Annotated in this window: 26 protein-coding genes and 1 pseudogene; 11 read left to right on the plus strand and 16 right to left on the minus strand. The window is 69.8% G+C overall.

Features of this window, described 5'->3' with window-relative positions; genetic code table 11:
- Positions 1–52 precede the first annotated feature (52 nt).
- Positions 53–928 carry a LysR family transcriptional regulator gene (locus MKL20_RS15680; protein ID WP_244037449.1) on the minus strand — a complete coding sequence of 292 codons (876 nt, stop codon included), beginning with the start codon at positions 926–928 and terminating at the stop codon, positions 53–55.
- A 91-nt stretch (positions 929–1,019) separates the two neighbouring features.
- Here MKL20_RS15680 and MKL20_RS15685 point away from each other — a divergent pair, with 91 nt between their 5' ends.
- From MKL20_RS15685 to MKL20_RS15700, 4 genes are all read left to right on the plus strand, one after another.
- Positions 1,020–1,580 carry a DUF4865 family protein gene (locus tag MKL20_RS15685; protein ID WP_279594793.1) on the plus strand — a complete coding sequence of 187 codons (561 nt, stop codon included), beginning with the start codon at positions 1,020–1,022 and terminating at the stop codon, positions 1,578–1,580.
- 15 nt (positions 1,581–1,595) lie between these two features.
- Positions 1,596–1,988, plus strand: a complete 393-nt coding sequence (locus MKL20_RS15690) for a tautomerase family protein (protein ID WP_244037451.1) — start codon at positions 1,596–1,598, stop codon at positions 1,986–1,988.
- 87 nt (positions 1,989–2,075) lie between these two features.
- Positions 2,076–3,308 carry an MFS transporter gene (locus MKL20_RS15695; protein ID WP_244037452.1) on the plus strand — a complete coding sequence of 411 codons (1,233 nt, stop codon included), beginning with the start codon at positions 2,076–2,078 and terminating at the stop codon, positions 3,306–3,308.
- Positions 3,309–3,359: 51 nt separating this feature from the next.
- Complete coding sequence (locus MKL20_RS15700) at positions 3,360–3,866, plus strand: GNAT family N-acetyltransferase (RefSeq protein ID WP_244037453.1); 507 nt, start codon at positions 3,360–3,362, stop codon at positions 3,864–3,866.
- A gap of 63 nt (positions 3,867–3,929) precedes the next feature.
- Here MKL20_RS15700 and MKL20_RS15705 read toward each other — a convergent pair whose 3' ends face one another.
- From MKL20_RS15705 to MKL20_RS15730, 6 genes are all read right to left on the minus strand, one after another.
- Positions 3,930–4,805 (minus strand): RNA polymerase factor sigma-32, encoded by an 876-nt coding sequence (locus MKL20_RS15705; RefSeq protein WP_007559662.1) that lies wholly within the window; start codon positions 4,803–4,805, stop codon positions 3,930–3,932.
- Positions 4,806–5,157: 352 nt separating this feature from the next.
- Positions 5,158–5,754 (minus strand): CarD family transcriptional regulator, encoded by a 597-nt coding sequence (locus MKL20_RS15710; protein WP_243968120.1) that lies wholly within the window; start codon positions 5,752–5,754, stop codon positions 5,158–5,160.
- A 560-nt stretch (positions 5,755–6,314) separates the two neighbouring features.
- Positions 6,315–6,653 (minus strand): ferredoxin FdxA, encoded by a 339-nt coding sequence (gene fdxA, locus MKL20_RS15715; protein ID WP_058190913.1) that lies wholly within the window; start codon positions 6,651–6,653, stop codon positions 6,315–6,317.
- Between the two features lie 215 nt (positions 6,654–6,868).
- Entirely contained in the window at positions 6,869–7,162 is a 294-nt protein-coding gene (locus tag MKL20_RS15720) for an RNA-binding S4 domain-containing protein (RefSeq protein ID WP_244037454.1), read from the minus strand.
- A 9-nt stretch (positions 7,163–7,171) separates the two neighbouring features.
- Entirely contained in the window at positions 7,172–10,510 is a 3,339-nt protein-coding gene (locus MKL20_RS15725) for a helicase-related protein (protein ID WP_409568155.1), read from the minus strand.
- Between the two features lie 497 nt (positions 10,511–11,007).
- Positions 11,008–11,694, minus strand: a complete 687-nt coding sequence (locus MKL20_RS15730; protein WP_244037455.1) for a TetR/AcrR family transcriptional regulator — start codon at positions 11,692–11,694, stop codon at positions 11,008–11,010.
- 15 nt (positions 11,695–11,709) lie between these two features.
- On the opposite strand from MKL20_RS15730, the gene MKL20_RS15735 reads away from it, so the two are divergent.
- Positions 11,710–12,066, plus strand: coding sequence for a darcynin family protein (locus MKL20_RS15735; RefSeq protein ID WP_244037456.1), 357 nt, complete (start codon positions 11,710–11,712; stop codon positions 12,064–12,066).
- Positions 12,067–12,076: 10 nt separating this feature from the next.
- Here the strand turns inward: MKL20_RS15735 and MKL20_RS15740 are convergent, their stop codons facing one another.
- Positions 12,077–12,367 (minus strand): DUF1330 domain-containing protein, encoded by a 291-nt coding sequence (locus MKL20_RS15740; protein WP_244037457.1) that lies wholly within the window; start codon positions 12,365–12,367, stop codon positions 12,077–12,079.
- Between the two features lie 78 nt (positions 12,368–12,445).
- Entirely contained in the window at positions 12,446–13,351 is a 906-nt protein-coding gene (locus MKL20_RS15745) for a DUF3108 domain-containing protein (RefSeq protein WP_244037458.1), read from the minus strand.
- Positions 13,352–13,694: 343 nt separating this feature from the next.
- Here MKL20_RS15745 and rpmB point away from each other — a divergent pair, with 343 nt between their 5' ends.
- Positions 13,695–13,997 carry a 50S ribosomal protein L28 gene (gene rpmB / locus MKL20_RS15750; protein WP_058190906.1) on the plus strand — a complete coding sequence of 101 codons (303 nt, stop codon included), beginning with the start codon at positions 13,695–13,697 and terminating at the stop codon, positions 13,995–13,997.
- A gap of 95 nt (positions 13,998–14,092) precedes the next feature.
- On the opposite strand, the gene MKL20_RS15755 is transcribed toward rpmB, so the two are convergent.
- Positions 14,093–14,548, minus strand: coding sequence for a MarR family winged helix-turn-helix transcriptional regulator (locus tag MKL20_RS15755; protein ID WP_244037459.1), 456 nt, complete (start codon positions 14,546–14,548; stop codon positions 14,093–14,095).
- Positions 14,549–14,611: 63 nt separating this feature from the next.
- Here MKL20_RS15755 and MKL20_RS15760 point away from each other — a divergent pair, with 63 nt between their 5' ends.
- Positions 14,612–15,109, plus strand: a complete 498-nt coding sequence (locus MKL20_RS15760; RefSeq protein WP_244037460.1) for a carboxymuconolactone decarboxylase family protein — start codon at positions 14,612–14,614, stop codon at positions 15,107–15,109.
- A gap of 27 nt (positions 15,110–15,136) precedes the next feature.
- Here the strand turns inward: MKL20_RS15760 and cobT are convergent, their stop codons facing one another.
- The 4 genes from cobT to MKL20_RS15780 all read right to left on the minus strand — a co-directional run bounded on the left by cobT (position 15,137) and on the right by MKL20_RS15780 (position 19,382).
- Positions 15,137–17,044 carry a cobaltochelatase subunit CobT gene (cobT, locus tag MKL20_RS15765; protein WP_244037461.1) on the minus strand — a complete coding sequence of 636 codons (1,908 nt, stop codon included), beginning with the start codon at positions 17,042–17,044 and terminating at the stop codon, positions 15,137–15,139.
- A gap of 6 nt (positions 17,045–17,050) precedes the next feature.
- Entirely contained in the window at positions 17,051–17,545 is a 495-nt protein-coding gene (locus tag MKL20_RS15770; RefSeq protein WP_244037462.1) for a DUF29 domain-containing protein, read from the minus strand.
- A 17-nt stretch (positions 17,546–17,562) separates the two neighbouring features.
- Positions 17,563–18,546 carry a cobaltochelatase subunit CobS gene (gene cobS / locus MKL20_RS15775; protein ID WP_244037463.1) on the minus strand — a complete coding sequence of 328 codons (984 nt, stop codon included), beginning with the start codon at positions 18,544–18,546 and terminating at the stop codon, positions 17,563–17,565.
- 209 nt (positions 18,547–18,755) lie between these two features.
- Entirely contained in the window at positions 18,756–19,382 is a 627-nt protein-coding gene (locus tag MKL20_RS15780) for a J domain-containing protein (protein ID WP_243968210.1), read from the minus strand.
- A 109-nt stretch (positions 19,383–19,491) separates the two neighbouring features.
- On the opposite strand from MKL20_RS15780, the gene MKL20_RS15785 reads away from it, so the two are divergent.
- Both MKL20_RS15785 and arfB read left to right on the plus strand, forming a co-directional pair.
- Positions 19,492–19,788, plus strand: coding sequence for a BolA family protein (locus MKL20_RS15785; protein ID WP_243968213.1), 297 nt, complete (start codon positions 19,492–19,494; stop codon positions 19,786–19,788).
- Between the two features lie 167 nt (positions 19,789–19,955).
- Positions 19,956–20,387: an alternative ribosome rescue aminoacyl-tRNA hydrolase ArfB gene (gene arfB, locus MKL20_RS15790; RefSeq protein ID WP_244019415.1), complete on the plus strand. Its 432-nt coding sequence runs from the start codon at positions 19,956–19,958 to the stop codon at positions 20,385–20,387.
- 35 nt (positions 20,388–20,422) lie between these two features.
- Here arfB and MKL20_RS15795 read toward each other — a convergent pair whose 3' ends face one another.
- Both MKL20_RS15795 and MKL20_RS15800 read right to left on the minus strand, forming a co-directional pair.
- Positions 20,423–21,217: a YoaK family protein gene (locus MKL20_RS15795; protein WP_244037464.1), complete on the minus strand. Its 795-nt coding sequence runs from the start codon at positions 21,215–21,217 to the stop codon at positions 20,423–20,425.
- 67 nt (positions 21,218–21,284) lie between these two features.
- Positions 21,285–22,232, minus strand: a complete 948-nt coding sequence (locus tag MKL20_RS15800; protein WP_244037465.1) for a class I SAM-dependent DNA methyltransferase — start codon at positions 22,230–22,232, stop codon at positions 21,285–21,287.
- Between the two features lie 69 nt (positions 22,233–22,301).
- Between MKL20_RS15800 and MKL20_RS15805 the strand changes: the two genes are divergently transcribed.
- Both MKL20_RS15805 and MKL20_RS15810 read left to right on the plus strand, forming a co-directional pair.
- Entirely contained in the window at positions 22,302–23,357 is a 1,056-nt protein-coding gene (locus tag MKL20_RS15805) for a ligase-associated DNA damage response exonuclease (protein ID WP_244037466.1), read from the plus strand.
- Positions 23,354–23,727: pseudogene (locus MKL20_RS15810) on the plus strand (ATP-dependent DNA ligase); the annotation flags it as partial. The gene MKL20_RS15805 and the pseudogene MKL20_RS15810, both read left to right, overlap by 4 nt.

Raw genomic sequence — 23,727 nt, forward strand, 5'->3', positions numbered from 1 at the left:
CGGCCGTCGCCGAGTCCAGGTTCGATGTCGTGCAGGCGGGTCGTGACAGGTTTCAGCGGCCGCCGGGACCGCGATAGGCCGCCGCCAGGATGCGCAACGCCTCGGCGGGCCGCCCGGTGAGCCGCCGGGACCGCAGCACGATCCAGGTGAGCGGCAATTCGGGCAGGCCCAGCCGTGCGCCGATCTCTACGGCGCCTGGCGGGGCGGTGCTCGGCGCCAGGGCGGCGATGGCGAGGCCCGCCGTGACCGCTGCACCGACGGCCAGCACGCCGCCGCCGACGAACACCTCCGTCCAGGGTAGGCCGGCCGCATCCAGGGTGCGGGCCGCCGCCGCCCGGACGTTGCAGGGCCCCGACAGGCCTGCGAGCCGCACGGGCTCGCCCTGCGGAGGGGCCGGGAAATCCGGCGCCGCGAACCAGCCCAGCCGCTCCTGAGCCAGGATGGTCCCGTCGCGCTCGGGCCTTTCCTCGGTCCGCAGCAGCACCGCGTCGTAGCCGCCCTCGCCCGGGGACTCGAAGGCGGAAGCGAGGTCCCGTGACGGGACGATCCGCACCTCCAGGGTCAGTCCTGTCTTGTCGAGGCCGAGGCGCCGGAGCAGGGCGGGCAGGTCCGGGCCGGCGACGTGGTCGCTGATGCCGAGGCACAGCCGAGCCGGCACGTCGGCCGTGATCTCCGACAGGGCGCTCTCATGCGCTTCCAGCAGCCGCCGCGCCGCCGACAGGAACAGCTCGCCCTTCCGGGTCGTGGCCACGTGCCGGGGTGTCCGATCGAGCAGCCGCTCCCCGAGCCGATCCTCAAGGCGCTTGAGGCGCAGGCTGATCGCCGCCTGCGAGGTGTCCAGCGCCTCGGCGGCGCGGGTGAAGCTGCCGAGATCGACCACCCGCACGAAAGCCAGGACGCCGTCGAGGTCGAGGGGACGAGGCAGCATCACAAGCATCCGTTATCAGAGATATTCTCAGCGATATCTCGCTCTTATGATGGCTGCCTGCAACTCTGTCGGCGCGACAGAGGAGAGGACGATGCTAGTTGCACGCTACCGGCACCGCTTGCCGGCCGATTATCCGATGGACCGAATCCGTACGCGGATAGCCGAACGGGCGCACGCCTGGGACGCAATGCCGGGCCTCGTCTTCAAGGCTTTCGCCATCGAGGAGCGCGCACGCGGCGCGGCGGCGAATGCCTATAGCTCGCTCTATCTGTGGCGCGACGCCGGTGCGGCGGTCGAATTCCTTATCGGGCCGGGCTTCCGGGCCGTGATCGAGAGTTTCGGGCGCCCGCAGGTGGAGACGTGGCTTCCGCTGGACGTGAGCCTCGGCGCTGCCGCGACCAGAGTTGCCCTGTCCGAGGAGACGCGGCAGATCGGTCCCGACGAGGATCTCGGCCAGTTGCGGGAGACCGAGCAGGTCCGGGGACGGGACATCGCCGGGCACCCGGGCGTTCTGGCCACCTTGGTCGGGCTCGAACCCGCCACGTGGCGGCTGACGCGCTTCACCCTGCAGGCCGACCGAGCCGATGCCCAGTCCGGCACCGAGGTCGCGCATCTCGCCGCCCCCGGCCTCGCGGCCTTGCGCGGTCTGTGAGGGAGGCTTGATGCGATGCCCCTGATCCGCATTTCCCTGCGCGCCGGCACCCCTCCGGCCTACCGCACCGCCCTGGTGGAGGGCGTCTACGCGGCCCTGCGCGAGACCTTCGCGGTGCCCGAAGGCGACCGGTTCGCCCTCATCCACGAGCACGAGACGGCGAACTTCCACTACGGGCCGGACTATCTCGGCATCCACCGCGGCGATGAGCTCGTGATCATCCAGATCACCGCCAACGCCACCCGAACCACGGCCCAGAAGCGCGCGCTCTATGCCGCCATCGCCCGCAATCTCGGGCGCGAGCCGGGGGTGAAGCCGGCCGACGTGCTCGTGAACTTGGTCGAGGTCGCCCCCGAGAGCTGGTCGTTCGGCGACGGGCTGATGCAGTACGGGCCGCCGGACTCCTGACGGCGCGGGAGGCGAGCGCATCGAGCCGGGCTTGACCGTAACGAGACCGGAGTCCAGGTCCGGGGCCCGCCGCCAGACCTGGATCGCATGAGCCCCACAGCGCACCTCGCTTTCATCAACCTGTTCATCGGTGACATCCAGGGCGGCCTCGGGCCGTTCCTGGGGACGTGGCTGGCGCAGGCCGCGTCCTGGAGCCCGGCGCGGGTCGGGTTCGTCATCACCCTGGTCGGATTCGGGACGCTGTTCCTGAGTGGCCCGTTCGGGGCGCTGGTCGATCGCTTCCCCCGCCCGCGCCTGCTGGTGGCGCTCGCCTGCGCGGCGATCCTGGCGGGTACGCTCCTGCTTCTGCCCGCGCGGAGCTTCTCCGCCGTGCTGGTGGCGCAGCTGCTCGCCGCCGCCGGCGGCACGCTGCTGCTGCCGGCGGTGGCGGCGCTGACCCTCGGGATCGTCGGGAAGGATGGGTTTCCCAAGCAGCAGGGCCGCAACCAGGCCTTCAACCATGTCGGTATCCTGATCGCCGCCGGGGGCATCAGCCTCGGCACCGGCACGTTCGGCCCGGCCATCGCCTTCTGGGTGCTCGGCGGCATGGCGGTCGCCGCGATCGTCGCGACCCTGACGACGCCGGCCGGCGCCTGGAACCGCCGCCGCGCCGTGGGCTGGCAGGAGGACGCGGACGACGAGCCGCAGCGCAGCGGCATCCGCCAGGTGCTGGGCAATCGGCGCCTGCTGGTGCTCACCGTGGCGCTGACGCTGTTCAACCTGGGCAGCGGCGGCATGCTGTCCCTGCTCGGCCAGAAGCTGGTCGCCACCGCCGCCGACGCCACGACCTGGACCGCGCGCTACGTGATGGTGGCGCAACTCGTGATGGTGCCGGTGGCGCTGTTCGCCGGCTCCCTGGCGGATCGGCGCGGACGGCGTCAGCTCCTGATGGTGGCCTTCGCGGTGTTGCCGGTCCGGGCGGTGCTCTCGGGCCTGATCGACGATCCGGTCTGGCTCATCACCGCAGAAGTCCTGGATGGCGTTGCCTCAGGCATCGTCGGTGTGGCGGTGCCGGTGATCGTGGCGGATCTGACCTGGGGCTCCGGTCGTACCCAGACGGCGCTCGGCAGCGTCAACGCCGTACAGGGCGTGGGCGGCGCCCTGTCAGGCTGGTATGGCGGCCTGTCCTACACTGTGTTCGGCTGGACCGGCGCGTTCCTCGCCCTCGGCGTGCCGGCGCTCATGGCCCTGGCGCTGGTGATCTGGCTCGATACCACCCCCGAGCCCGGGCGGCGCCGACGCCGGCGGGAGCGGCGCAGCGCAGCGGTGCAGGGGGCGTAGCCGCCCAGGCTGCCGCTCTGTCGTGCAGTCTCGTGGTGCGGGGAGAAAGCGATGACGTATCGGTCGCCCGTATCACTCGTGGCGGTCACCTCGAACGATCTGCGCGCCGTGGACGCCGTCTTCGACGATCTCACGGCCTATTCCATGCGGGTCGATGGCGTGCCGAAACGCGAGGATGGCGCCTCCGGGTTCGCGACAGGGCTCCCGCCGGGATGCGCGCCGCGCGACAAGCACGCGTTCCTGGCACAATGTGACGGCGTAGCCATCGGACTTCTTGATCTCATCCATGGCTATCCGGCTGCGGGAACAGCCTTCATCGGGCTCCTGGCGATCCGTGAGAGCGCCCAGGGAGCCGGATTTGGCCGCAGGCTTTGCCAGGCGGCAGAGGAAGTTGCCCGGAACGACCTGAAAGCCCGCACGCTGCGTCTGGCCGTTGTCGAGACCAATCCGGTGTTGGGCTTCTGGACGCGGATGGGATTCGGCCCGACGGGCGAGATCAGGCCGTTTCGAGGTGAGCGCGTCACATCCCGGACCATCCTGATGGAAAAGCAGCTCTGAAAACGAGAAAACCCGGCCTGTCTGGCCGGGTTCGCTTGAAGGCTGCGCCGTCTTGCGGGACGATCAGCCGATATGCGGGCTGCCGGTGGCGGCCGGGAAGCGGTCGGCCAGGGCGCGGCGGAGCTTTTCCAGGGCGCGATTCTCGATCTGGCGGACCCGTTCCTTCGAGATGCCGAGGCGCTGGCCCAAAGCCTCCAGGGTCGCCTGATCCTCGGCGAGGCGCCGCTCGCGCAGGATCCGCAGCTCGCGCTCGGACAGGACCGTCAGCGCCTGCTGCAGCCAGCTGAGGCGCCGCTCGCCGTCGACCGTGGCGCTCACGGTCTCGTCCGGCAGCGCAGCGCCGTCGACCAGAAAGTCCATGCGCTCGGAGGAGGCGTCGTTGTCCTCGCCGACGGGGGCGTTCAGCGACATGTCGGGACCCGAGAGGCGGGCATCCATCAGGGCGACATCATCGCGCGAGACGCCGATGGCAGTGGCGATGCGGCGGTGGATCTCGTCGCCGACATGCTCCTCGGTGGATTGCATCAGCCGGGCGCGCAGCCGGCGCAGGTTGAAGAACAGAGCCTTCTGGGCCGAGGACGTGCCCCCGCGCACGATCGACCAGTTGCGCAGGATGTAGTCCTGTATCGAGGCCCGGATCCACCAAGTGGCATAGGTCGAGAACCGGACATCCCGCTCCGGCTCGAACCGGGCGGCGGCCTCCATCAGGCCGACATGCCCCTCCTGCACGAGGTCGGCCATCGGCAGGCCGTAGTGACGAAAACGCCCCGCCAGAGCGATGACGAGGCGCATATGGGCTGAAATCAGGCGGTGCAGCGCACGCTCGTCGCGGTTGTCCTTCCAGCGGACGGCGAGGCCGCGCTCTTCTTCCCGTGCCAGGAAGGGCGCCTCCATGGCAGTCCGTATGAACTGCCGTCGAATTCCAGCGATATCAGCCATCCCGCCTGCCTCTTGTTGCCGAGTGCTGTTGCGGCGCCGAACGGAGCGTCCAACCCGCAGGGCGTCACCGATGGGCGGCGCCAGGCAACCGACAACGGGAGGCAAAACGCGAAAGTTCCGCCGCATCGCTTCGCAGTGCGACAGCGGAGCGGCCACGTTTTCGTGTTCCGTCGCCAGAAGATGGGTCCCGGCGTCGCACCGTCCAGTCCCCGACCCTTCGATCCCTTGGGAAATGCGATGGGCGGCAGGCTATCGCGGCGAATCGGTCTCCCGTCGAGCGGTGCCCAGACGGGCATAAAAAAAGCCCGGCCGCAGAGGGCCGGGCTTTGTTTCGTCTTGGGAAAAAGGCGCCTCAGGCGGCCACTTCCTGGATGTCGTCACCCTCGCCTTCGGCTTCAGCCTCGGGCTCGGCCTCCTTGGCGCGGCGCGGCGACTTGGCCAGGCTCTGCTCGATCAGCTTCAGCGCCTCGGTCTCGGTGATGCGGTTGACCGACGAGATCTCGCGCACGATCCGGTCGAGCGCCGCCTCGTAGAGCTGACGCTCGGAATAGGACTGCTCAGGCTGGGCCTCGGAGCGGAACAGGTCGCGCACCACCTCGGTGACGGCGAGCAGGTCGCCCGAGTTGATCTTGGCCTCGTATTCCTGGGCGCGGCGCGACCACATGGTGCGCTTGATCCGGGCACGGCCGGTCAGCACGTCCAGCGCCTTCTTCACCAGCTCCGGCTCGGCGAGCTTGCGCATGCCAACGCTGTTGGCCTTCGCGGTCGGGACGCGCAGGACCATCTTGTCCTTCTCGAACGAGACGACGAACAGCTCAAGTTTGTAGCCCGCGATCTCTTGCTCTTCGATCGCGGTGATGCGACCGACGCCGTGGGCCGGATATACGACGGCCTCACCGGTCTTGAAGCCCTGCCGGCCTGCGGTCGTCGTCTTCTTGGCTGTGGTCATGCGAGAAGGGCCTCCACTGGCGCGCGACGCTCCGCGCCGCGCAAAACCGTGTTCTTCCGGGCGGGATACCCGGTTTGCCTCGCCGTTCCCGGGATCCCCGTCCCGAAGGACAAAAATCCGGGCGTTCCCCGGCGCGGCCGTGCAAACACCGGAACATCCGCCGAAGTCACCCTCGGCGGTCGTTCGCGTGCCACTCCTCATAGGGTACGAAAGCAAAAGGCATTTCGGCCGGAAGGGGGCACGTCTGGCGCGAGCGACGGCAGGCAGATTGTGTATCACAATCCGGCGCGCAGATCAAAGCATCCCTGAAGAAGCGCGCGCGGTCCGGGCGCAGCCTCGAAAGAGTTTTACACCGGCTTGGCCGGAGGGGAATGACCTGCCCGCGGCTCAGGGCTTCGCTTGACGCAGGTCGACGATCGTTTCCGCGGCGATGCACGGCCAGCAGCCGAACCGATGACGGATCGCAACATTGTGAGGCAATCCGTTATCCAGACTCTGTGCGGTCACACCTGCGTTTCAATCCGCCTGTTCCGGAGCGACCTCCGTCGGGGCGTCAAGCTCTAGTCGCCCGAGCCGGGGTTGGCCGAGAAGTGCGCCTCGAGCTTGCCGGCGACGCCGTCCCATTCCTTGGCGTCGCCCGGAGCGTCCTTTTTCTGCGTGATGTTCGGCCAGCTCTTGGCGTAATCGGCGTTGAGCTTCAGCCAGGTCTCGAGGTTCGATTCCGTATCGGGCTTGATCGCCTCGGCCGGGCATTCCGGCTCGCAGACGCCGCAATCGATGCACTCGTCCGGGTGGATGACGAGCATGTTCTCGCCCTCGTAGAAGCAGTCCACCGGACACACCTCGACGCAGTCCATGTACTTGCACTTGATGCAATTGTCGGTGACGACGTAGGTCATCGGCTATCTTCGTCCCAAAATTCTGGTCTGCCGGGGCGGAGCCTCGGAGGCCCGCACGCCCAGGTGGCGCTGCGATGGTGCGCCGCAAAACCTGGCGTCGAACCAAGTCTTTCGGAAGCCAAGGGCTCTAGACCCTGCCTCCCGGGCTGACAAGCGCGCGGGTGTCCCAGGGGGGCGCGATCCGGTCCTCGATCGGCGGCTGTGGCGCCGGCTCATCACTCGAGCGGTTCGATCTCCGTCTGGACGTTGGCCAGATCTTCGTAGAGAAGCCGCGCCTCCGGGGCTGGCCCCCGCCGCTCGCCGAGGCCGAGCACGCGCACGGCCAGGGTCGCGTGGGGGGCGGCCACCGTCACCACATCGCCGATCACGATACCCTTGGCCGGGTTCTCAGTGCGGGTGCCGTTCACCCGCACGAAGCCGTCTTCAGAGAGGCGCGCGGCCAGGGATCGGGTCCGCGCGAACCGCGCGAACCACAGCCATTTGTCGAGCCGTTGCCGACCCTCCCGCATCCGCGGGCGTCAGCGCTTCCCGCCGTCGCCGGCTTCGAGCTGCGCCTTGAGCGCGGCCAGCTTGGCGAAGGGCGAGTCGGGATCTGGGGCCCGCTCGCGCCGGGGCGGGCGCTGGTCGGGCCGCGGCGCCGCATGGCGCTGCTCGGCATTGCGCTGATCGTCCCGGCGCTCGGGGCGCCCGCCCTCGAAGCGCTCGCGACGGGGGCCGCGGTCGCGCCCGGTGCGGGGGCCGCCCTCGTTGCCGGGGCGCTCGCCCCCCTCGGCCCGCCGCTGATCGGGACGCGCCCCCTCCGGGCGACCGGGACCCTGGTGCTGACCCTGCTGGGCGCCGTCGCGCCCGCGACCCGCCCCGCGCGGGCGGTTCTGCGCCCGGGGATGGGCCGGACGCTGATGGCGCTGCAGGCGCCAGACCTCGATCAGGATCTGCTCAGCCGGGGCCTCGCTCTCCGCATCCGTGGATTCAGCCTCGGCCGATTCGGAGCCGGACGTGGTCTCGGCCGCTTCCGACTCGGTGGCCGTCTCGGTGGACTGGACCGTCTCCGACGCATGTGTCTCGGCGGCCTGGGCGGCTTCGGCCGGAGCCTCTTCCGGCTCGGGCTGCGGAGCGGGGACCGCCTCCGGCTCGGCCTCGACCTCGGCCACTGTTTCGGCGGGCTCGGCTACCGTCGAGGCATCCGGGGCGGATTCGGTTTCGGGGCTTGCCTCGGCAGCGAGGGCAGCCTCCGCGTTCTCCGGGGCCGATGCCTCGTCGTTGGAACCCTCCGCATCGGCAGCCTGCACGGCAGCGTCCGTTTCGTCGCCGGTGGCTTCGCCGGCCGAGTCCTGACCGGTGGCGTCGGTTTCGCTCGCCGGGGCGGATTCCGATGCGGGGGTGACCACGACCGGCGCCGTCGCGGCGGCCGGCAGCAGCGGCACCGTGATCGCCGGGCCAGGCCGAGCCTCGAGGGAGTAGCCCAGCGATTTCAGGATCGAGGCGAAGTCCTCGCCCGAGCAGCCGACCAGCGAGGTCATACCGACGGTCGCCACGAAGCCGTCGCCGTCGGCGGTGCCGTCCGGCGGGGCGCCCGGCGTGGTGCCGGGGCGATAGGCGATGGCCGGGCGAATCAGGTCGGCCAGTCGCTCCAGGATGTCGACCCGCACCGCCCGCTCGCCGCTGACGCGGAAGCCGGCCGCCCGGTAGAGGCCCTTGGCGATCTCGCGATCGACCTTGATCGAGGTCCGGCCGGAGCCGGCGAGATGCGCGATCTCGTCCAGGCCGCGCTGGTCGAGGCCGCCGTTGCGCAGGGCCCAGAGTTGGGCGGCCAGGGTCCGCGGGGCCGGCTTCAGCAGGGCGGGCAGGAAGATGTGGTAGGCGCCGAAGCGCACGCCGTGCCGGCGGAGCGCGCCGCGCCCCTCCTGGTCGAGGCTGCGCATCTCCTGGGCGACCTTCGAGCGCTCCAGCACGCCGAGCGCCTCAACCACCTGGTAGCCGATGCCCTTGGCCAGCCCGACGAGGTCGGCCGCGGTCTCGAGCTCCATCAGCGGGCCGAGCAGGCGCACGATCATAGCCTTCAGCCAGGCATCGAGGCGGGCCTCGACCTTCTCGCGATGCGCGCCGGTCAGGCTGTCGTCGGCGAGCAGGCGAATCTGCGGCGCGAACAGCTTCTCGCCGGGGGTCAGCTTCGCCACCGGGGCACCGGTCCAGCGAATCGTCCCGTCATGCGCGAGCACGACGGTGGAATCGGCGGTCGCCGCGAAGCGGTCGGCCCGGGCCTCGATCTCCCCGGCGAGCGCCTTCTCGGCGGCGCTCCTCAGAGTCTTGGCCTCGTGCCCCTCGGCGCTGGCATCGGGGACGAATAGGAATCCATGCAGGTGACCGACATGCTGACCCTCGACGGTGACGTCACCGTCGGCGGAAATTTGGGCTTCGAGCATCGTGTTCTCTCTCAGGCGCCGCATCAGGACGCTTGTGCGCCGGTCGACGAAGCGGCTCGCGAGGCGTTCGTGCAGGGCGTCTGACAGCCTGTCCTCTACCCGACGTGTCTCGCCCTGCCAATGTTCCGGGTCGCGGAGCCAGTCGGGGCGGTTCGCCACGAAGGTCCAGGTGCGTCCCTGGGCGATCCGACGGGACAGCGTATCGATGTCGCCGTCGGTGCGGTCGATCATCGCCACGTGCTCGGCGAACCACGTGTCGGGGATGCGTCCGGCCATGCCCTTCATGAGGAAGCGGTAGAGCTGCGCGACCAGGTCGGCATGCACCTGCGGGTGGACCTTGCGGTAATCCGGCACGCCGCAGACATCCCAGAGCCGCCGCACCGTCGACTGGCTCTGCGCCATGTCGCGGATGTCGTCCTCGCGCATCAGGATCTCGAGAGCCTGCTGGTCCTCGCCCATCGGCGCCCGGGTGAGGCCGGATTCGCGCGGATGCTCGTCCAGGCTCGCTTGCAGCGCCTCCAGGGTGCCGAAGCTGAGATCCGGGTTGCGCCATTGCAGGATGCGCAGCGGGTCGAAATCGTGATTCTCCAGCCGCTCGACCATCTCGGGCTCGAAGGGCGGGCAGCGCCCCGTGGAGCCGAAGGTCCCGTCCGCGAGGTGGCGGCCGGCACGGCCCGCGATCTGGCCCATCTCGGCGGGGGTCAGCTTGCGGAAGCGCGTGCCGTCGTATTTCCAGTTCGCCGCGAAGGCGACGTGGTCGACGTCGAGGTTGAGCCCCATCCCGACCGCGTCGGTGGCGACGAGGTAATCCACGTCGCCCGCCTGGTACATCTCGACCTGGGCGTTGCGGGTGCGCGGCGAGAGCGCGCCCAGCACCACCGCGGCGCCGCCGCGCTGGCGCCGGATCAGCTCGGCGATGGCGTAGACTTCTTCCGCCGAGAACGCGACGATCGCGGTACGCCGGGGCAGGCGCGACAGCCGCTTCTCGCCGGCGAAACTCAGCTGCGACAGCCGTGGCCGGGTCGTGGTGTGGACGTTCGGGATCAGGCCCTGGACCAGCGGCAGCATGGTCGAGGAGCCGATCAGCAGCGTCTCCTCCCGGCCGCGCAGGTAGAGCAGGCGATCGGTGAAGACGTGGCCGCGATCCATGTCGGCGGCGAGCTGGATCTCGTCGATGGCGACGTAGGCCACGTCGAGATCGCGGGGCATCGCCTCGATCGTGCAGATCCAGTAGCGCGGCCGGTCCGGCTTTATTTTCTCCTCGCCGGTCACGAGGGCGACCTTCTCCGGGCCGACCTTGGCGACGACGCGCAGATAGACCTCCCGGGCGAGCAGCCGCAGGGGCAGCCCGATCATGCCGGTCGGGTGCGCGAGCATCCGCTCGATGGCGAGATGCGTCTTGCCGGTGTTGGTCGGCCCGAGGACCGCCGTCACGCCGCGGGCGCGGACGTCGCGCGGCAGGGACCGGCGGGGGAGGGGGCGAAGCGGCGCGTCGATGGTCGGCGGTTCCTTCGGACGGGAAGGCCGGCGCGGCGCCGTCTGGCGCGGGCAGGGAGGTTCGGATGGCCGGTCGCGTCAGGGACGATAGGGCCGCCTCGGTCCTCCCCCATATGGGATATCACCCGGGCTGCTGCCAACCTGCGGCATAATCATCGGATAGACGTCGATCTGCGTCGCGGGGGATCCGGGCTGGGGCGCGAGGTCGGCGCAGAGGGTGTCGGGCACCGTCACCAGCGGGCCGTGACGTGGCGGCCGATGCTCGATCACCTGCGCCGACGAGAAGGCGTCACCGCCGCAGCCGGGATCGGCCGATCCCGCGGTGAGGGGCTGGGCCGCGGCCGGTCCGGCGAGGGCGAGGGCCGCGGAGGCGAAAGCGATTCGGAGGCGGTGCGGGCACATGCGCGGATCATCGCCCGGAAAAGGAAAGATTTTCAGTTCGCTGCGTGTGGCAGCCCGAGATAGCCGAACACCGCGCGCAGAACCCGGTGTTCCAGCGCGTCGCCGGCCCGCTCGCCGCGCTCTCCGGCGGCATCGACCATGCCCCGCACGAGCGCGAACAGGTCGCCCGCCGCAATCTCGGCTTCGACCGGCGGCCCGGGTTCGAGGCGGGCCAGCAGGGCCAGGAGCGCGCCCGCGATTGCCCGGTGGACCGCGTCCAGGCTGTCGGCGAGCTGGAGCCGATTCTCCTCGCGGTCGAGCAGCAGGGCGAGGCGCGGCCGGGACAGCTGGTGCGCGACCGCCGCCTGCACGATCCGGCGCAGGCCGAGCTCCGGCGTTTCCGCCTCGGAGGCGGCCTGGACCGCCGCGATCAGCAGGCCGGTCTCCCGTGCCACCAGGGCCGCGGTCAGCGCCTCCTTGCCGGGAAAGTACTGGTAGACCGAACCGACCGAGACGCCGGCCCGCTCGGCCACGGCATTGGTCGTGTAGCCGGTGAGCCCCCGCTCCTCCAGAACGCGAGCCGCGCCTTCGAGGATCGTCCGCACCGTCTCGGCGGACCGGGATTGTTCCGGGTTTTTCCGGGGCTTGAGCGCAGGCCCGCGCGCCGTCCGGCCGGTCATGAACGCGAGTTCGGCACCGGGCCGCCCGGGGGCATCATTGCGGCGTTCCAACAGACCCACGGAGCGGTCCAATCCATGTCCGACCAGACCTTCAATCCCAAGCTCACCGTCTTCATGCTGGTGAAGACCTCGCCCGACTGGCTCGCCCTGTCGATCGACGACCGCTTCGCCCAGCTGCACGCGGCGTTCGAGCCAATCCTGCGCCGCCACGCCGAGTCGGTGAAGCTGCGCTTCTACGATGCCGAATTCTACACCGCCCGCGTGACCGACCTGTGGGTCTGGGAGGCGAGCGATCACCACGCCTACGAATGCGTGGTCGAGGCCCTGCGCGAGACCGCGTTCTGGGACCGGTGGTTCACGATCGTCGAGATCATCCCGGCCGTCGAGAACGCCTACGCGACCAATTACGGCCGGGCGCCCCTGGCGGCGTAGACGCGTCGCCTCAATCGGCGCCCTCGACCAGCACGACCTCGCCGATCCCGGCGGGCAGGCGCTTCGCTTTAGCCGCCTGGTATTCCGGCGAAACATAATAGGCCCGCGCCGCGTCGTAGGAGTCGAATTCCAGCACGACGTTGCGTGGCCGGGCCTCGCCTTCCAGCGCCTCGCAGCGCCCGCCGCGGACCAGGGGCTTGGCGCCGTGAAGCCGCATCGCCGCGGAGGCCATCTCGGCATAGGCCGCGTAGGTCTCCGGATCGGTGACCGTCATCCGGACGATGATGTAGCCCTTCGCCATGATCCTGCCGCCTCCCTGTCGCGGCGCACGCGATGCCCGGAAAGAAGCTGCCGGTCAAAGGCGAATCGCGGCCGGGCGCTACTGCCCGGGCAGGCTCGCCTGGGCGACGCTGGCGCCGGCCGTCCCGGTGGCGGTGCCCTGGGTCCAGCGGGTCGCCTCGATGATGTTGGTGCCGATGGTGGTGAGCACCGAGATGCGCAACGGAATCAGCGCCCGCGTCCCCTCGACGGGGGCGAGCCAGACCGACATCTCGCGGTTGTCCTCCATGAACTTCACCCCGGGCCGGTCCGGCCGGTGGCCGGCCACCGCCTGGTAGCGGGCGGTGCAGACCAGGACCGGGCCGGCATAGCCGGGCTTCTGCACCGCGCGGGTCTCGGCATAGCTCAGCACGACGTTGAACCGGGTCGCGCCGTCGAAGACCGGTAGGGTCCGATTGCAATTGTCCGGATCGAGCGGCTCGCCCCGACCCTGGGCCGGCATCAGCAGCGCGCTCACCGGATCCATGATGCCGTGCTTGTGGGCGGCCGTGACCGGCACCCGGTCCTGCATGTCGACCAGCGGCGGCGTGATCTCGGCCTGCACGACGTTGCCGTGGGCCAGCGCCATGCGCACGGCGATTCCCGAACTCGCCGTATGCGTCGCGATCGAGAACGCGCCCGGCTGCGGAGCGGCCGAGAAGGTGCCGGAGGCCCGGGCCGAGCCCTTGCCGCCGGTGATCGCGCCGACGAGGCCGGTCAGCACCGCCGAGACGTCCATGAGGTAGCGGTCGCGCTCGAAGCTGCCGGCGAGGCGCGCGGTGCCGATCGGCAGGCCGGCGAGGTTGATGCCGTAATCGACCGTCACCGTGGTGGGTGCCGCGGCAGCGGTCCGCTTCGCGCGCCGGGCGGCATCGGCCGGGGCGCCGAGCGCCGCGAGCGCGAGCACGGTCCCGAGAAGTCGCGTCGTCAGCGGCTTGATCGTCCGACGGACAGGCGTGGCGCTCATGATCCGGATCGCATCCCAAAAAACGCGGGCGAAGATTATCGTTTGCGAGACGATCTCGCGAGACGGGCTCTCGGTGCAGGCGCGGGGCTGGCCTGCGTCGAGCCGATGACGGTTATATCCTGGCATCGTGGTTAACAGACCGTTGGGCGCACGGCCGGCCCGAACGGGACAGGTTCGACCGTGCGGAGCTTGACGCATCGGGGCCGGGTCGCCTATAGGCTCGCGCCTTCAACAGGACTCCGCTGGACCTGGAATACGTATCGGGCGCCGCCCGCTGCGACGATGATCGCGCCGCTTGCGATCGGGTCTTCTCGGGCGGAACGAGACGGGAATTTTAGTCATCATGGCGCGCCGCTGCGAACTCACCGGCAAGGCCGTTCAGGTCGGCCACCTCGTGAGCCACTCGAACCACAAGACCAAGTGCCGGTTCCTGCCGAACCTGTGCAACGTCACGCTCCAGTCGGATGCGCTCGGCAAGCGGGTCCGCCTGCGCGTCACCGCGCACGCCCTGCGCTCGGTGGAGCACCGCGGCGGCCTGGACGCCTTCCTGATCAAGGCCGGCGAGGGCGACCTGTCGCAGACCGCCCGCCTGCTGAAGCGCGAGATCCACAAGAAGCTCGCCGAGACCCCGGCCGTCGCGGCCTGATCTCGGGCGCTTCCGCGCCTATCATCGATCGGACGATGCAAACTGCCGCGGCAGGGCATGCCGCGGCGGTTTGCGCTTGCCTGCGTCGCGCGCTCTTACTCGGTTTCCGGTTGTGCGATTCGCGTCAGCCATCGGCGAATCGCCGCCTGCGTCTCGGGCGCGAGATCGGCCAGCATCTCCGCCTCCAGCGCATAGACGCGTTTCTTCGCGGCCTTGATCATCGCCTCGCCTGCGTCCGTCAGCGCGATGGTCTGAATCCGGCCGTGAACCCGATGCGGTGTCCGCGCGATGAGGCCGGCCTTCAGCAGGTTCGCGACGATGACGCTCATGGTCTGCGGCGTCACGAGGGCGAGGCGCGCGAGATCCGCGCTGCTGTGGCCGGGATAGGCGGCCAGCATCGTCAGGACGGAGAATTGCGGCAGGGTCAGGCCGAGGTCGCCCAGCCGCTGCTCAACGTGCTGGCGATGCGCATGGGCCGCCTGCCGCAGCAGATAGCCCAGATGCCCGTCGACGCCGCGCTTGCCTTCCCCCGCATCCGGCAGATCACCCATGGCATCGGCCCTTGCCGGTTGTCAGCGTTCTGATATGTTGTTCGTGCTCTGATAATAGCGCGAATGACGAAGGGCACCATGTCCGAGGCGGAACTGCGTGAGGACGCGGGATTTTCGTACGACACGTTCCGGCGTTCGGTCCCGGCGGCCCAGGCCGCGCTGCTCGCCCTCGGCAAGGCCGTGGACGAGGCCGGGCTGGACAAGCGCCTGAGCGAGATCGTGAAGATCCGCGTCTCCCAGATCAACGGCTGCGCCTTCTGCGTCGGCTTTCACCTCGACACGGCGCGCCGCCTCGGCATCGCCGACCCGATTCTCGACGGGATCGCCGTCTGGCGCGACCACCCGGGCTTCTCAGCTCGCGAGCGCGCCGCCCTGGCCTGGGCCGAGCAGCTCACGCGCATGGCCGACGGCGCAGCGCCCTCGTATTCCACCGAGCCGCCCCGCGCGCTGTTCAGCCGAGACGAAACGCTACTGCTGACCGTCGCGATCGCGACCATTAACGCCTGGAACCGCATCGCCGGCGGCCTGCATTTCCCGCCGCTCGCCCGGCAGGCGGCCTGAAAGCCGCGCCGGGCTCCCGGCAAACCGTCAGCGCCGTCCGCCCGCCGTGCGCAGGGCCCGGCCCGTGGGCGCGGATGCGTTGTTCTCCTCGAACAGCTCGGCGAGCTTCTCCGTCATGGCGCCGCCCAGCTCTTCGGCGTCGATGATCGTCACGGCCCGGCGATAGTAGCGGGTCACGTCGTGGCCGATGCCGATGGCCAGGAGCTCCACCGGCGAGCGGGTCTCGATCTCCTCGATCATCCAGCGCAGGTGCCGCTCCAGGTAATTGCCGGCGTTGACCGACAGGGTCGAGTCGTCGACCGGCGCGCCGTCGGAGATCACCATCAGGATCTTGCGCTGCTCCGGGCGCCCGAGCAGGCGCTTGTGCGCCCAGTCCAGGGCCTCGCCGTCGATGTTCTCCTTCAGAAGACCCTCGCGCATCATCAGCCCGAGATTCTTCCTGGCCCGGCGCCACGGCGCGTCGGCGGATTTGTAGACGATGTGGCGCAGGTCGTTCAGGCGGCCCGGATTCGGCGGCTTGCCGGCGGCGAGCCAGGCCTCGCGGCTCTGACCGCCCTTCCACGCGCGGGTGGTGAAGCCCAAGATCTCGACCTTCACGCCGCAGCGCTCCAGCGTCCGCGCCAGGATGTCGGCGCAGGTCGCCGCCACGGTGATCGGCCGGCCGCGCATCGAGCCCGAATTGTCGAGGAGCAGCGTGACCACGGTGTCGCGGAAATTGGTGTCCTTCTCCTGCTTGAAGGAGAGCGGCTGGTAGGGGTCGATGACCACGCGGACGAGGCGTGCCGGATCGAGTTGGCCCTCCTCCAAGTCGAAATCCCAGGCGCGGTTCTGCTGGGCCAGGAGCCGGCGCTGCAACCGGTTGGCGAGGCGCCCGACGACGCCCTGTAGGTGCGACAGTTGCTTGTCGAGGTAGCTGCGCAGACGCGACAGCTCGTCGGCGTCGCACAGCTCCTCGGCGTGGATGATCTCGTCGAACCGGGGATTGAACACCCGGTATTCGGGCCCGCGCGCCTCGTTGCCCTGGCGCTGGGGCGGCTTCGACGCCTCGGAGGCTTCCTCGGATTCCCCATCCTCGGACTCGTCGGGCAATTCCCCGGACGGCGCGTCGGCGGATTCCTGCGCGCCCTCCTCGATCTCGTCGGAAGCCTCCTCCGAGGTCTCGATTTCGGCGCGCTCGCCCTGGCTCTTCTCCTCGGAATCGCCCTCGCTGGGGTTCTGCTCGTCGTCCTGCGCGTCGTTCTCGTCGTCGTTCTCATCATCCTCGGCGTCGAACGGCGTCTCGTCCGACATGTCGAGGGAGGTGAGGAGATCGCGCACCGAGCGGGCGAACTTGCGCTGGTCCTCAATCGAGCCGATCAGGCCGTCGAGGTTCGGGCCGGCCTTGGCCTCGATATGCTCGCGCCACAACGCGACGATCTTGGAGGCCGCCTCGGGGGGCTGTTGCCCGGTCAGGCGCTCGCGCACCATCAGGGCCACGGCGTCCTCCATCGGGGCGTCGGCCCGGTCGGTGATGGTCTCGTACTTTCCGCCGCGATGGTAGCGGTCCTCCAGCATCGCCGTGAGGTTGCTGGCGACGCCAGTCATCCGCCGCGAGCCGATCGCCTCGACCCGGGCCTGCTCCACCGCATCGTAGACCGCGCGGGCGGCGGCGTTCTCGGGGGCGAGGCGGCGATGCACCGCGATGTCGTGGCAGCCGAGCCGCAGCGCCATGGCGTCGGCATTGCCGCGCAGCACCGCGACATCCTGTACCGAGAGCTTGCGCGGCGGCTCGGGCAGCCGGGCCTTGTCGCCGGTGAGCGCGGGCCGGTCGGTGGCGTAGGTCACCTCCACCTCGGACCGGCGGGCGATGGCGCGCAGGCACCCCGCCACCGAGCGCTTCAGGGGCTCGGCCACGGATTCGCGACGCTCGCCGGGCTTGCGGTTGGAGATGGACATGCGGAGCTACCGGTCGGCCTCGAATTCGAAGGGGCGATTCAGGATGTCGTCCCAGGTGTAGGGACACTCCGCGGGCAGTGTTTTGGGCGAGCGCTTCATCTCGCGAGCGGCCCGCAGCTGACCGAGCCGATAGCCTTCAACAACAGCCTCAACGATGCGCGACTTGAGGCCCGGATTCCTGCGCAGCTGCCTGTCGATCCGCACCCGCTGCTCGGCGATTGTCAGCGACCAACTCCGGCTGCGCCGTTCGAGCTGGTGGTCCCATTTGAGCACGTGCGCCAACAGCACCTCGATTGCGCTCTCAAGCTTGTCGTACTGTTCCGAGCCCACGTCGCTCAGCTCCTCGGCGATGTTGTCGAGGTCGAGCTCGTCTACTCGGCCGGCACGGAGCAATGCGACCTGCTCTTGAACCCAAGTGTAGACATCGTCCGCATAGCGCGTCCGCCCTTCGGCGCGCGGAGCCGCCGAAGCGTCCTCGCGTGTCAGGGCCGGATGCGCCATCGCGTCCTCCATAAGGTTCAGCTCAAGGCGACGTTCAACGCACTCTCAGGCAGCTCCTTGCCGAAGGCGCGCTGGTAGAACTCGGCCACCAGGGTCCGCTCGAGCTCGTCGCACTTGTTCAGGAACGTCACCCGGAAGGCGAAGCCGACATCCTTGAAGATGTCGGCGTTCTCCGCCCAGGTGATCACGGTGCGCGGGCTCATGACGGTGGAGAGGTCGCCGTTCATGAACGCGTTGCGGGTCAGGTCCGCCACGCGCACCATCCGGTTGACGATGTCGCGGCCCTGGTCGTTGCGGTAATGGAGCGCCTTCGAGAGCACGATGTCGACTTCGCGGTCGTGCGGCAGGTAGTTCAGGGTCGTCACGATCGACCACCGGTCCATCTGACCCTGGTTGATCTGCTGGGTGCCGTGATAGAGGCCCGACGTGTCCCCGAGGCCGACCGTGTTGGCCGTGGCGAACAGCCGGAAGGCCGGGTGCGGGCGAATCACGCGCTTCTGGTCGAGGAGCGTCAGGCGACCGGACAGCTCCAGCACGCGCTGGATCACGAACATCACGTCCGGGCGGCCGGCATCGTACTCGTCGAACACCAGGGCGACGTTGTTCTGCAGCGCCCAAGGCAGGATGCCGTCCTGGAAGGCGGTGACCTGCTTGCCGTCCTTCAGGACGATCGCGTCCTTGCCGACGAGGTCGATGCGCGAGACGTGGCTGTCGAGGTTGATGCGGATGCAGGGCCAGTTCAGCCGGGCGGCGACCTGCTCGATATGGGTCGACTTGCCGGTGCCATGATAGCCGGTGACCATCACGCGGCGGTTGCGCGCGAAGCCCGCCAGGATCGCCAGCGTCGTCTCCCGATCGAAGATGTAGTCCGGATCGAGATCGGGAACGTGCTCCTCCGGCTCGGCATAGGCCGGAACCTTGAGGTCGAGATCGATGCCGAAGACCTCGCGGACGGAAACGGTGCGGTCGGGCAGCGCGGCGGGCGTGTCGTCAGAGAGCATTCGGGACCTCGTGAGGCGCGGAAACTCCAGCCCGAAGGAATGGAGGATCCGCACGGAAGAACGTCGAGCCGGGCATCCGCCGCGGGGCGGACTCGATCTTTAAACGGCTGCGCGGTGCGGCGCCACCGATCGGCACCAGCTCCATATAGGGTCGCGCCGCGCGGTTTGCCCTATCGTACGACCGGAATAGCCTGCATCGTTCGTGCCGCTCAGCAGAGCCCGGCTGCGCGCAGCACATCGTGGGCGCGGATGATGTCGCGCAGCCGCTCCTCGAACGAGCGGTCGCCGCCGTTGGCGTCGGGATGGAAGCGCTTCACCAGCGCCTTGTACTGGGCCTTGATGGCGGGGCCCTCCGCCCCCTCTTCGAGGCCCATCACGTCGAGGGCTCGGCGCACCGTGGCGGTGCGGCGGGGTTTTTCCGGCTCCGGCTGGCGGGCGCGGCGGCGTCCGTCGCCGACGCCGGCACCCCGCAGGATGCCGAGCGGATCGACATAGGCCCAGTCCCGGGTCGGCTCCTCGGCCGGCTTGCCCTGGCCGGCGGGGTTCACCCCCATGGCCCAGGTCGGGCGGTGCCCGATGATCGCGTCCTTCTGAAAGGCCTGGACGGCGGCATCGTTCATGCCGTCGAAGTAGTTGTAGCTCGCGTTGTAGGCGCGGACGTGGTCGATGCAGAACCGCCAGTACTGGCCTTCCGCCTTCCGCCCCTTCGGCGCACGGTGCAGGCCCGGCTGCGTGCAGCCCTGAGCCTCGCACGTGCCGTCGGCTGCGGGCTTCGGCTCGTCGCAGGACGGTTTTCTGATCCGGATGCTGTCGAACAGGCGCGAGTTGAGATCCATGACGGGCCGATTATGAGGGGGCAAACCGGAGACACAAGGGCACCGGGCCTGATGACGCATGCGCGGGATCGGGCTTGACGGATGCCGGTGAATTAGAGGTGAGGGCGCGATGGCTGACGAGACCGGTGAAGACGACACCCTGCGGGGCTGGATGGAGACGAAACTGCGCGCGGAACTCGCGCCGGCACACCTCGACGTGATCGACGAATCGCACCTGCATGCCGGCCATTCCGGGGCCCGGCCGGGGGGCGAGACCCATTACCGGCTCGACATCGTCGCCGCGGCGTTCGAGGGCAAGAGCCGCGTGGAGCGGCACCGCCTGGTCAATGCCCTGCTGGACGATGCCTTCAAGCGCGGCCTGCATGCCCTGGCTTTGCGCGCCCGGACTCCGGCCGAGGCCGCCTGACCACGGAAGTCGCCGGCCCGGCGCGGCATCGGACCGGTATGTGAGGATATGGCGATCGTGGCTTCGGTTCGCATCTCCGAGATCGCCAGCCCCGCGCCGGATGCGAGGCTCAAGCGCGTTTCCGACCGCCGATCGACCGCGCGTCGGGGCGCAGGCCGGAGGTCGCCATGTCCCTGCGGGTGAATGCGCGGATCGCCATCGAGGACGACGAGATCGAGCTGTCGTTCATGCGCGCCTCGGGGGCGGGCGGCCAGAACGTCAACAAGGTCGAGACCGCGGTCCAGCTGCGCTGGTCGATCCTGGCCTCGCCCTCGGTCGATGAGCGGGTCAAGGCGAACCTGTACAAGCTCGCCGGCCGCCGCCTGACCAAGGACGGCGTCCTGGTCCTGTCCGGCCAGCGGCACCGGACTCAGGAGCGCAACCGGGCGGATGTGCTGCAGCGGCTGGTCGATCTCGTGACCGAGGCGGCCAAGCCGCCGCCGCCGATCCGCCGCGCGACCAAGCCGACCAAAGGCTCGAAGGAGCGGCGCATCGGCGCCAAGAAGAGCCGCGCCGTGATCAAGCAGGGGCGCGGCAGCTACCGGGATTCGGACGGCTGATCCGCTGGCCTCGGCGAGAGGCCAGCGGGCCGGCTTCAGTGGATCGCGTCGATCACCCGCGCCTTCGGGCTCGCGTCGGGGGCGGGCGCCGAGCCGGCCACCAGGGTGCTGCCGGGCTTGGCGATGGTCAGGGCGATCGCCACCAGGGCCAGGAGAGCGGCGAGGCCGGCGGGGAACAGGAAGGCGGATTCGCCGTAGCGGATGTCGAGCAGGCCGCCCAGGACCGCGCCGGTGCTGAGCCCCGCCCAGAGCGGCGCCTGGATCCAGAACGAGGGCGCCACCGTGCCGAGCAGCAAGTTGGCGCATCCGGTCCCGAACCGCACCACCGCGCCGGTGACGTAGGTCAGCGCCAGCGAGCGGCCGGCCTCGTCCTGCAGGGTCGCGTTCTGGAGCCCCAGGGCCAGGACGATCGGGTAGGCGTGCAGCGGGTAGGCGAAGGTGCCCCAGGGCATCAGCAGGCCGCCGGCTAGCAACAGCGCCTGGAGCGTCAGCAGGACGGCGAGACGCCAGCGCCCGACCCAGGCGGCGATCAGCGTACCCAGGAAGGCGCCGAAGCAGAACAGGCTGATGGTGCTGGCGACCCGGGTGACGTTCTCCCAATCGCCGTTCGACACCGCCACGCCGAAGCGCGTGGTGTTGCCCGACATGAACGACATGAACAGCTGCGAGAATTCCAGGAAGCCGATGGAATCGGCGCAGCCCGCGAGCGTCGCCAGCGCGATGGCGAAGAAGATCCGCGTTCGAGGATCCGCCGGAAACGAGCGGTCCGCTGGCAGGTCGGGCTTGCGCTCCTGTGCGCCGCCATCGCTCCTGCCGCCGATATCCGCCATGCCGATCCCCAATTTCAACGCCGCGCTTGATGCGGCCGACTGACAATGGACGAAGAGCCGGGCGGTTTCATGCCGCAGTGCGGCGCAACACAACGACGCGGCCCGGCACCGGCCGGCCGCCTTCCCGCCGGACATCGGCCGGATGCAGGGTCAGGATGTCCAGGCCCGCTCGGGAGGCCGAAGCGGCGATGTGGGAGTCGGCGTGGGCGTAGCGCCCATCGGCGCCCAAGAGGGCGCCGTCGCAGTCATGGGATTGCACCGTGAAGGCCGCGAGGCCGCCCGGCCTCAGGACCTGGGCGATCCCCTCCAGCACGGGCGCGAGGTCCGCCACGTAGATCAGCACGTCCGCGGCGAGGCACAGATCGGCGGAAGCCCGTTGTTCGTCCGCCAGGAACGCCGCCAGATCGCCCTCGGCCAAGCGGTCGTAGAGCGGAACGCCGTGATGCGTCTTGGTCCGGGCCAGCGCCAGCATCCCGGGTGAGAGATCGACCCCGGTGAGGTGGCCGACCCGGTCGCGGATCGCCGCACCCATCAGGCCGGTGCCGCAGCCGAGATCGAGCGCCGCATCGAACCGCGCTGGTTTTGCGGGCAGGGCGTCCAGGACGAGCTGCGGGCCGACATAGCTCAGCCCGTCGACGAGGTGGCGCTCGAAGCGCGGGGCGTAGCCGTCGAACAGGGCCCGGACATAGGCCGGCGACAGGGCCGGCAGGCCGCCGCCTTCCCCTAGGCGAACGAGGTGCGCCCGCACGCCGAGGGTGTCGTCGGGGTCGATGTCGAGGGCGCAGGCATAGGCCCGGGTCGCGGCCGCCCGCAGCGCCGGATCGTCCCCTCGGACGGCCAGCCCCTCTCGGGCGCGGCCCAGCAGCAGCCAGGCCGGCGCGTAGCGGGGGGCGATCTCCAGCGCCTGCTCGGCGAGATCCGCGGCCCCGGAGAAGTCGTGGTCGGCGAGGCACGCCTCGGCGTAGCGATAGCGGCGGTCGGCGAGGAGGTCGCCGGAACTGTGGTGCGTGGCCATGCGTCTGCCGGGTCGGGGGCGCCTATATACTAGGCCCACCGGCGGACTCCACCGGCAGCAACGGGCCCGATGCCGACACGCGCGAGCGACCTCCTCACCCTGACCCGCGAGGGCCTCTACTGCCCGCTCGGCGGTTTCCACGTCGATCCGACCTGGCCGGTGGAGCGTGCCCTGATCACTCACGGCCATGCCGACCACGCCCGGGCCGGCCACGGCCACGTGCTGGCGACCCCCGAGACCCTGCGGATCATGGCGGTGCGCTACGGCGAGGATTTCTGTCGCCAGCGCCAGGAGGCCCGGCTCGGCGAGGCTCTGCGCGTCGGCAACGTCACGGTGCGCTACGCGCCCGCCGGCCATGTGCTCGGCTCTGCGCAGATCGCCATCGAGCGGGACGGCGTCCGCGTCGTGGTCTCGGGCGACTACAAGCGCGCGCCGGACCCGACCTGCCTGCCCTTCGAGGTGGTGCCCTGCGACGTGTTCATCACCGAGGCGACCTTCGGCCTGCCGGTCTTCACCCATCCGGACACACGCGACGAGGTCCGCAAGCTCATGGCCTCGGTGGCCCTGTTCCCGGAGCGCGCCCACATCGTCGGCGCCTACGCGCTGGGCAAGGCGCAGCGGGTGATGGCGCTGCTGCGCGAGGAGGGCTGGGATCGCCCGATCCACTTGCACGGGGCGATGGAGAAGCTGACCGAGCTGTATAAGCGCGAGGGCATCCCTCTGGGCGATACCCCGAAGGTCGTGGCCGCCGACCGCAAGGACCTGCACGGCGCCATCGTGATCTGCCCGCCCAGCGCGATGCAGGACCTGTGGTCGCGAAAATTCCCCGATCCGGTGACCTGCTTCGCCTCGGGCTGGATGCGGGTGCGCGCCCGCGCCCGCCAGAAGGGCGTGGAGCTGCCGTTGGTGATCTCCGACCATTCCGACTGGCCGGACCTGTGCCGCACGATCCGCGATACCGGCGCCGAAGAGGTCTGGGTGACGCACGGCCAGGAGGACGCCCTGGTGCATTGGTGCGGGACGCAAGGGATCAAGGCGAAGCCGCTCCATCTGCTGGGCTACGGCGACGACGGCGAGGCGGAGCCGGCCCCGGCCGACGCCGCGGAGCCGGAGGTGGCCGTATGAACGACTTCGCCCATCTCCTCGACCGCCTCGCCTACGAACCGCGCCGCAACGCCAAGCTGCGCCTGCTCCAGGACTTTTTCGCGCGCACGCCGGATCCGGAGCGCGGCTACGCGCTGGGCGCCATGACCGGCACGCTGAATTTTCGCGAAGCCAAGCCGGCGTTGATCCGCGGCCTGGTGGAAGCGCGCATCGACCCCGTGCTGTTCCGCCTGTCGCACAACTACGTCGGCGATCTGGCCGAGACCACGGCGTTGATCTGGCCCTCGACGCCTCTTCCGCCCCCCTCCGTGGGCTCCGGTCTTCACCCGGCACCGAATGAGGCGCAGGTCCCCTCTCCCGTGCGGGAGAGGGACAGGGTGAGGGATGCGAC

Source organism: Methylobacterium sp. E-066 (assembly GCF_022829635.1).
Taxonomy (GTDB): domain Bacteria; phylum Pseudomonadota; class Alphaproteobacteria; order Rhizobiales; family Beijerinckiaceae; genus Methylobacterium.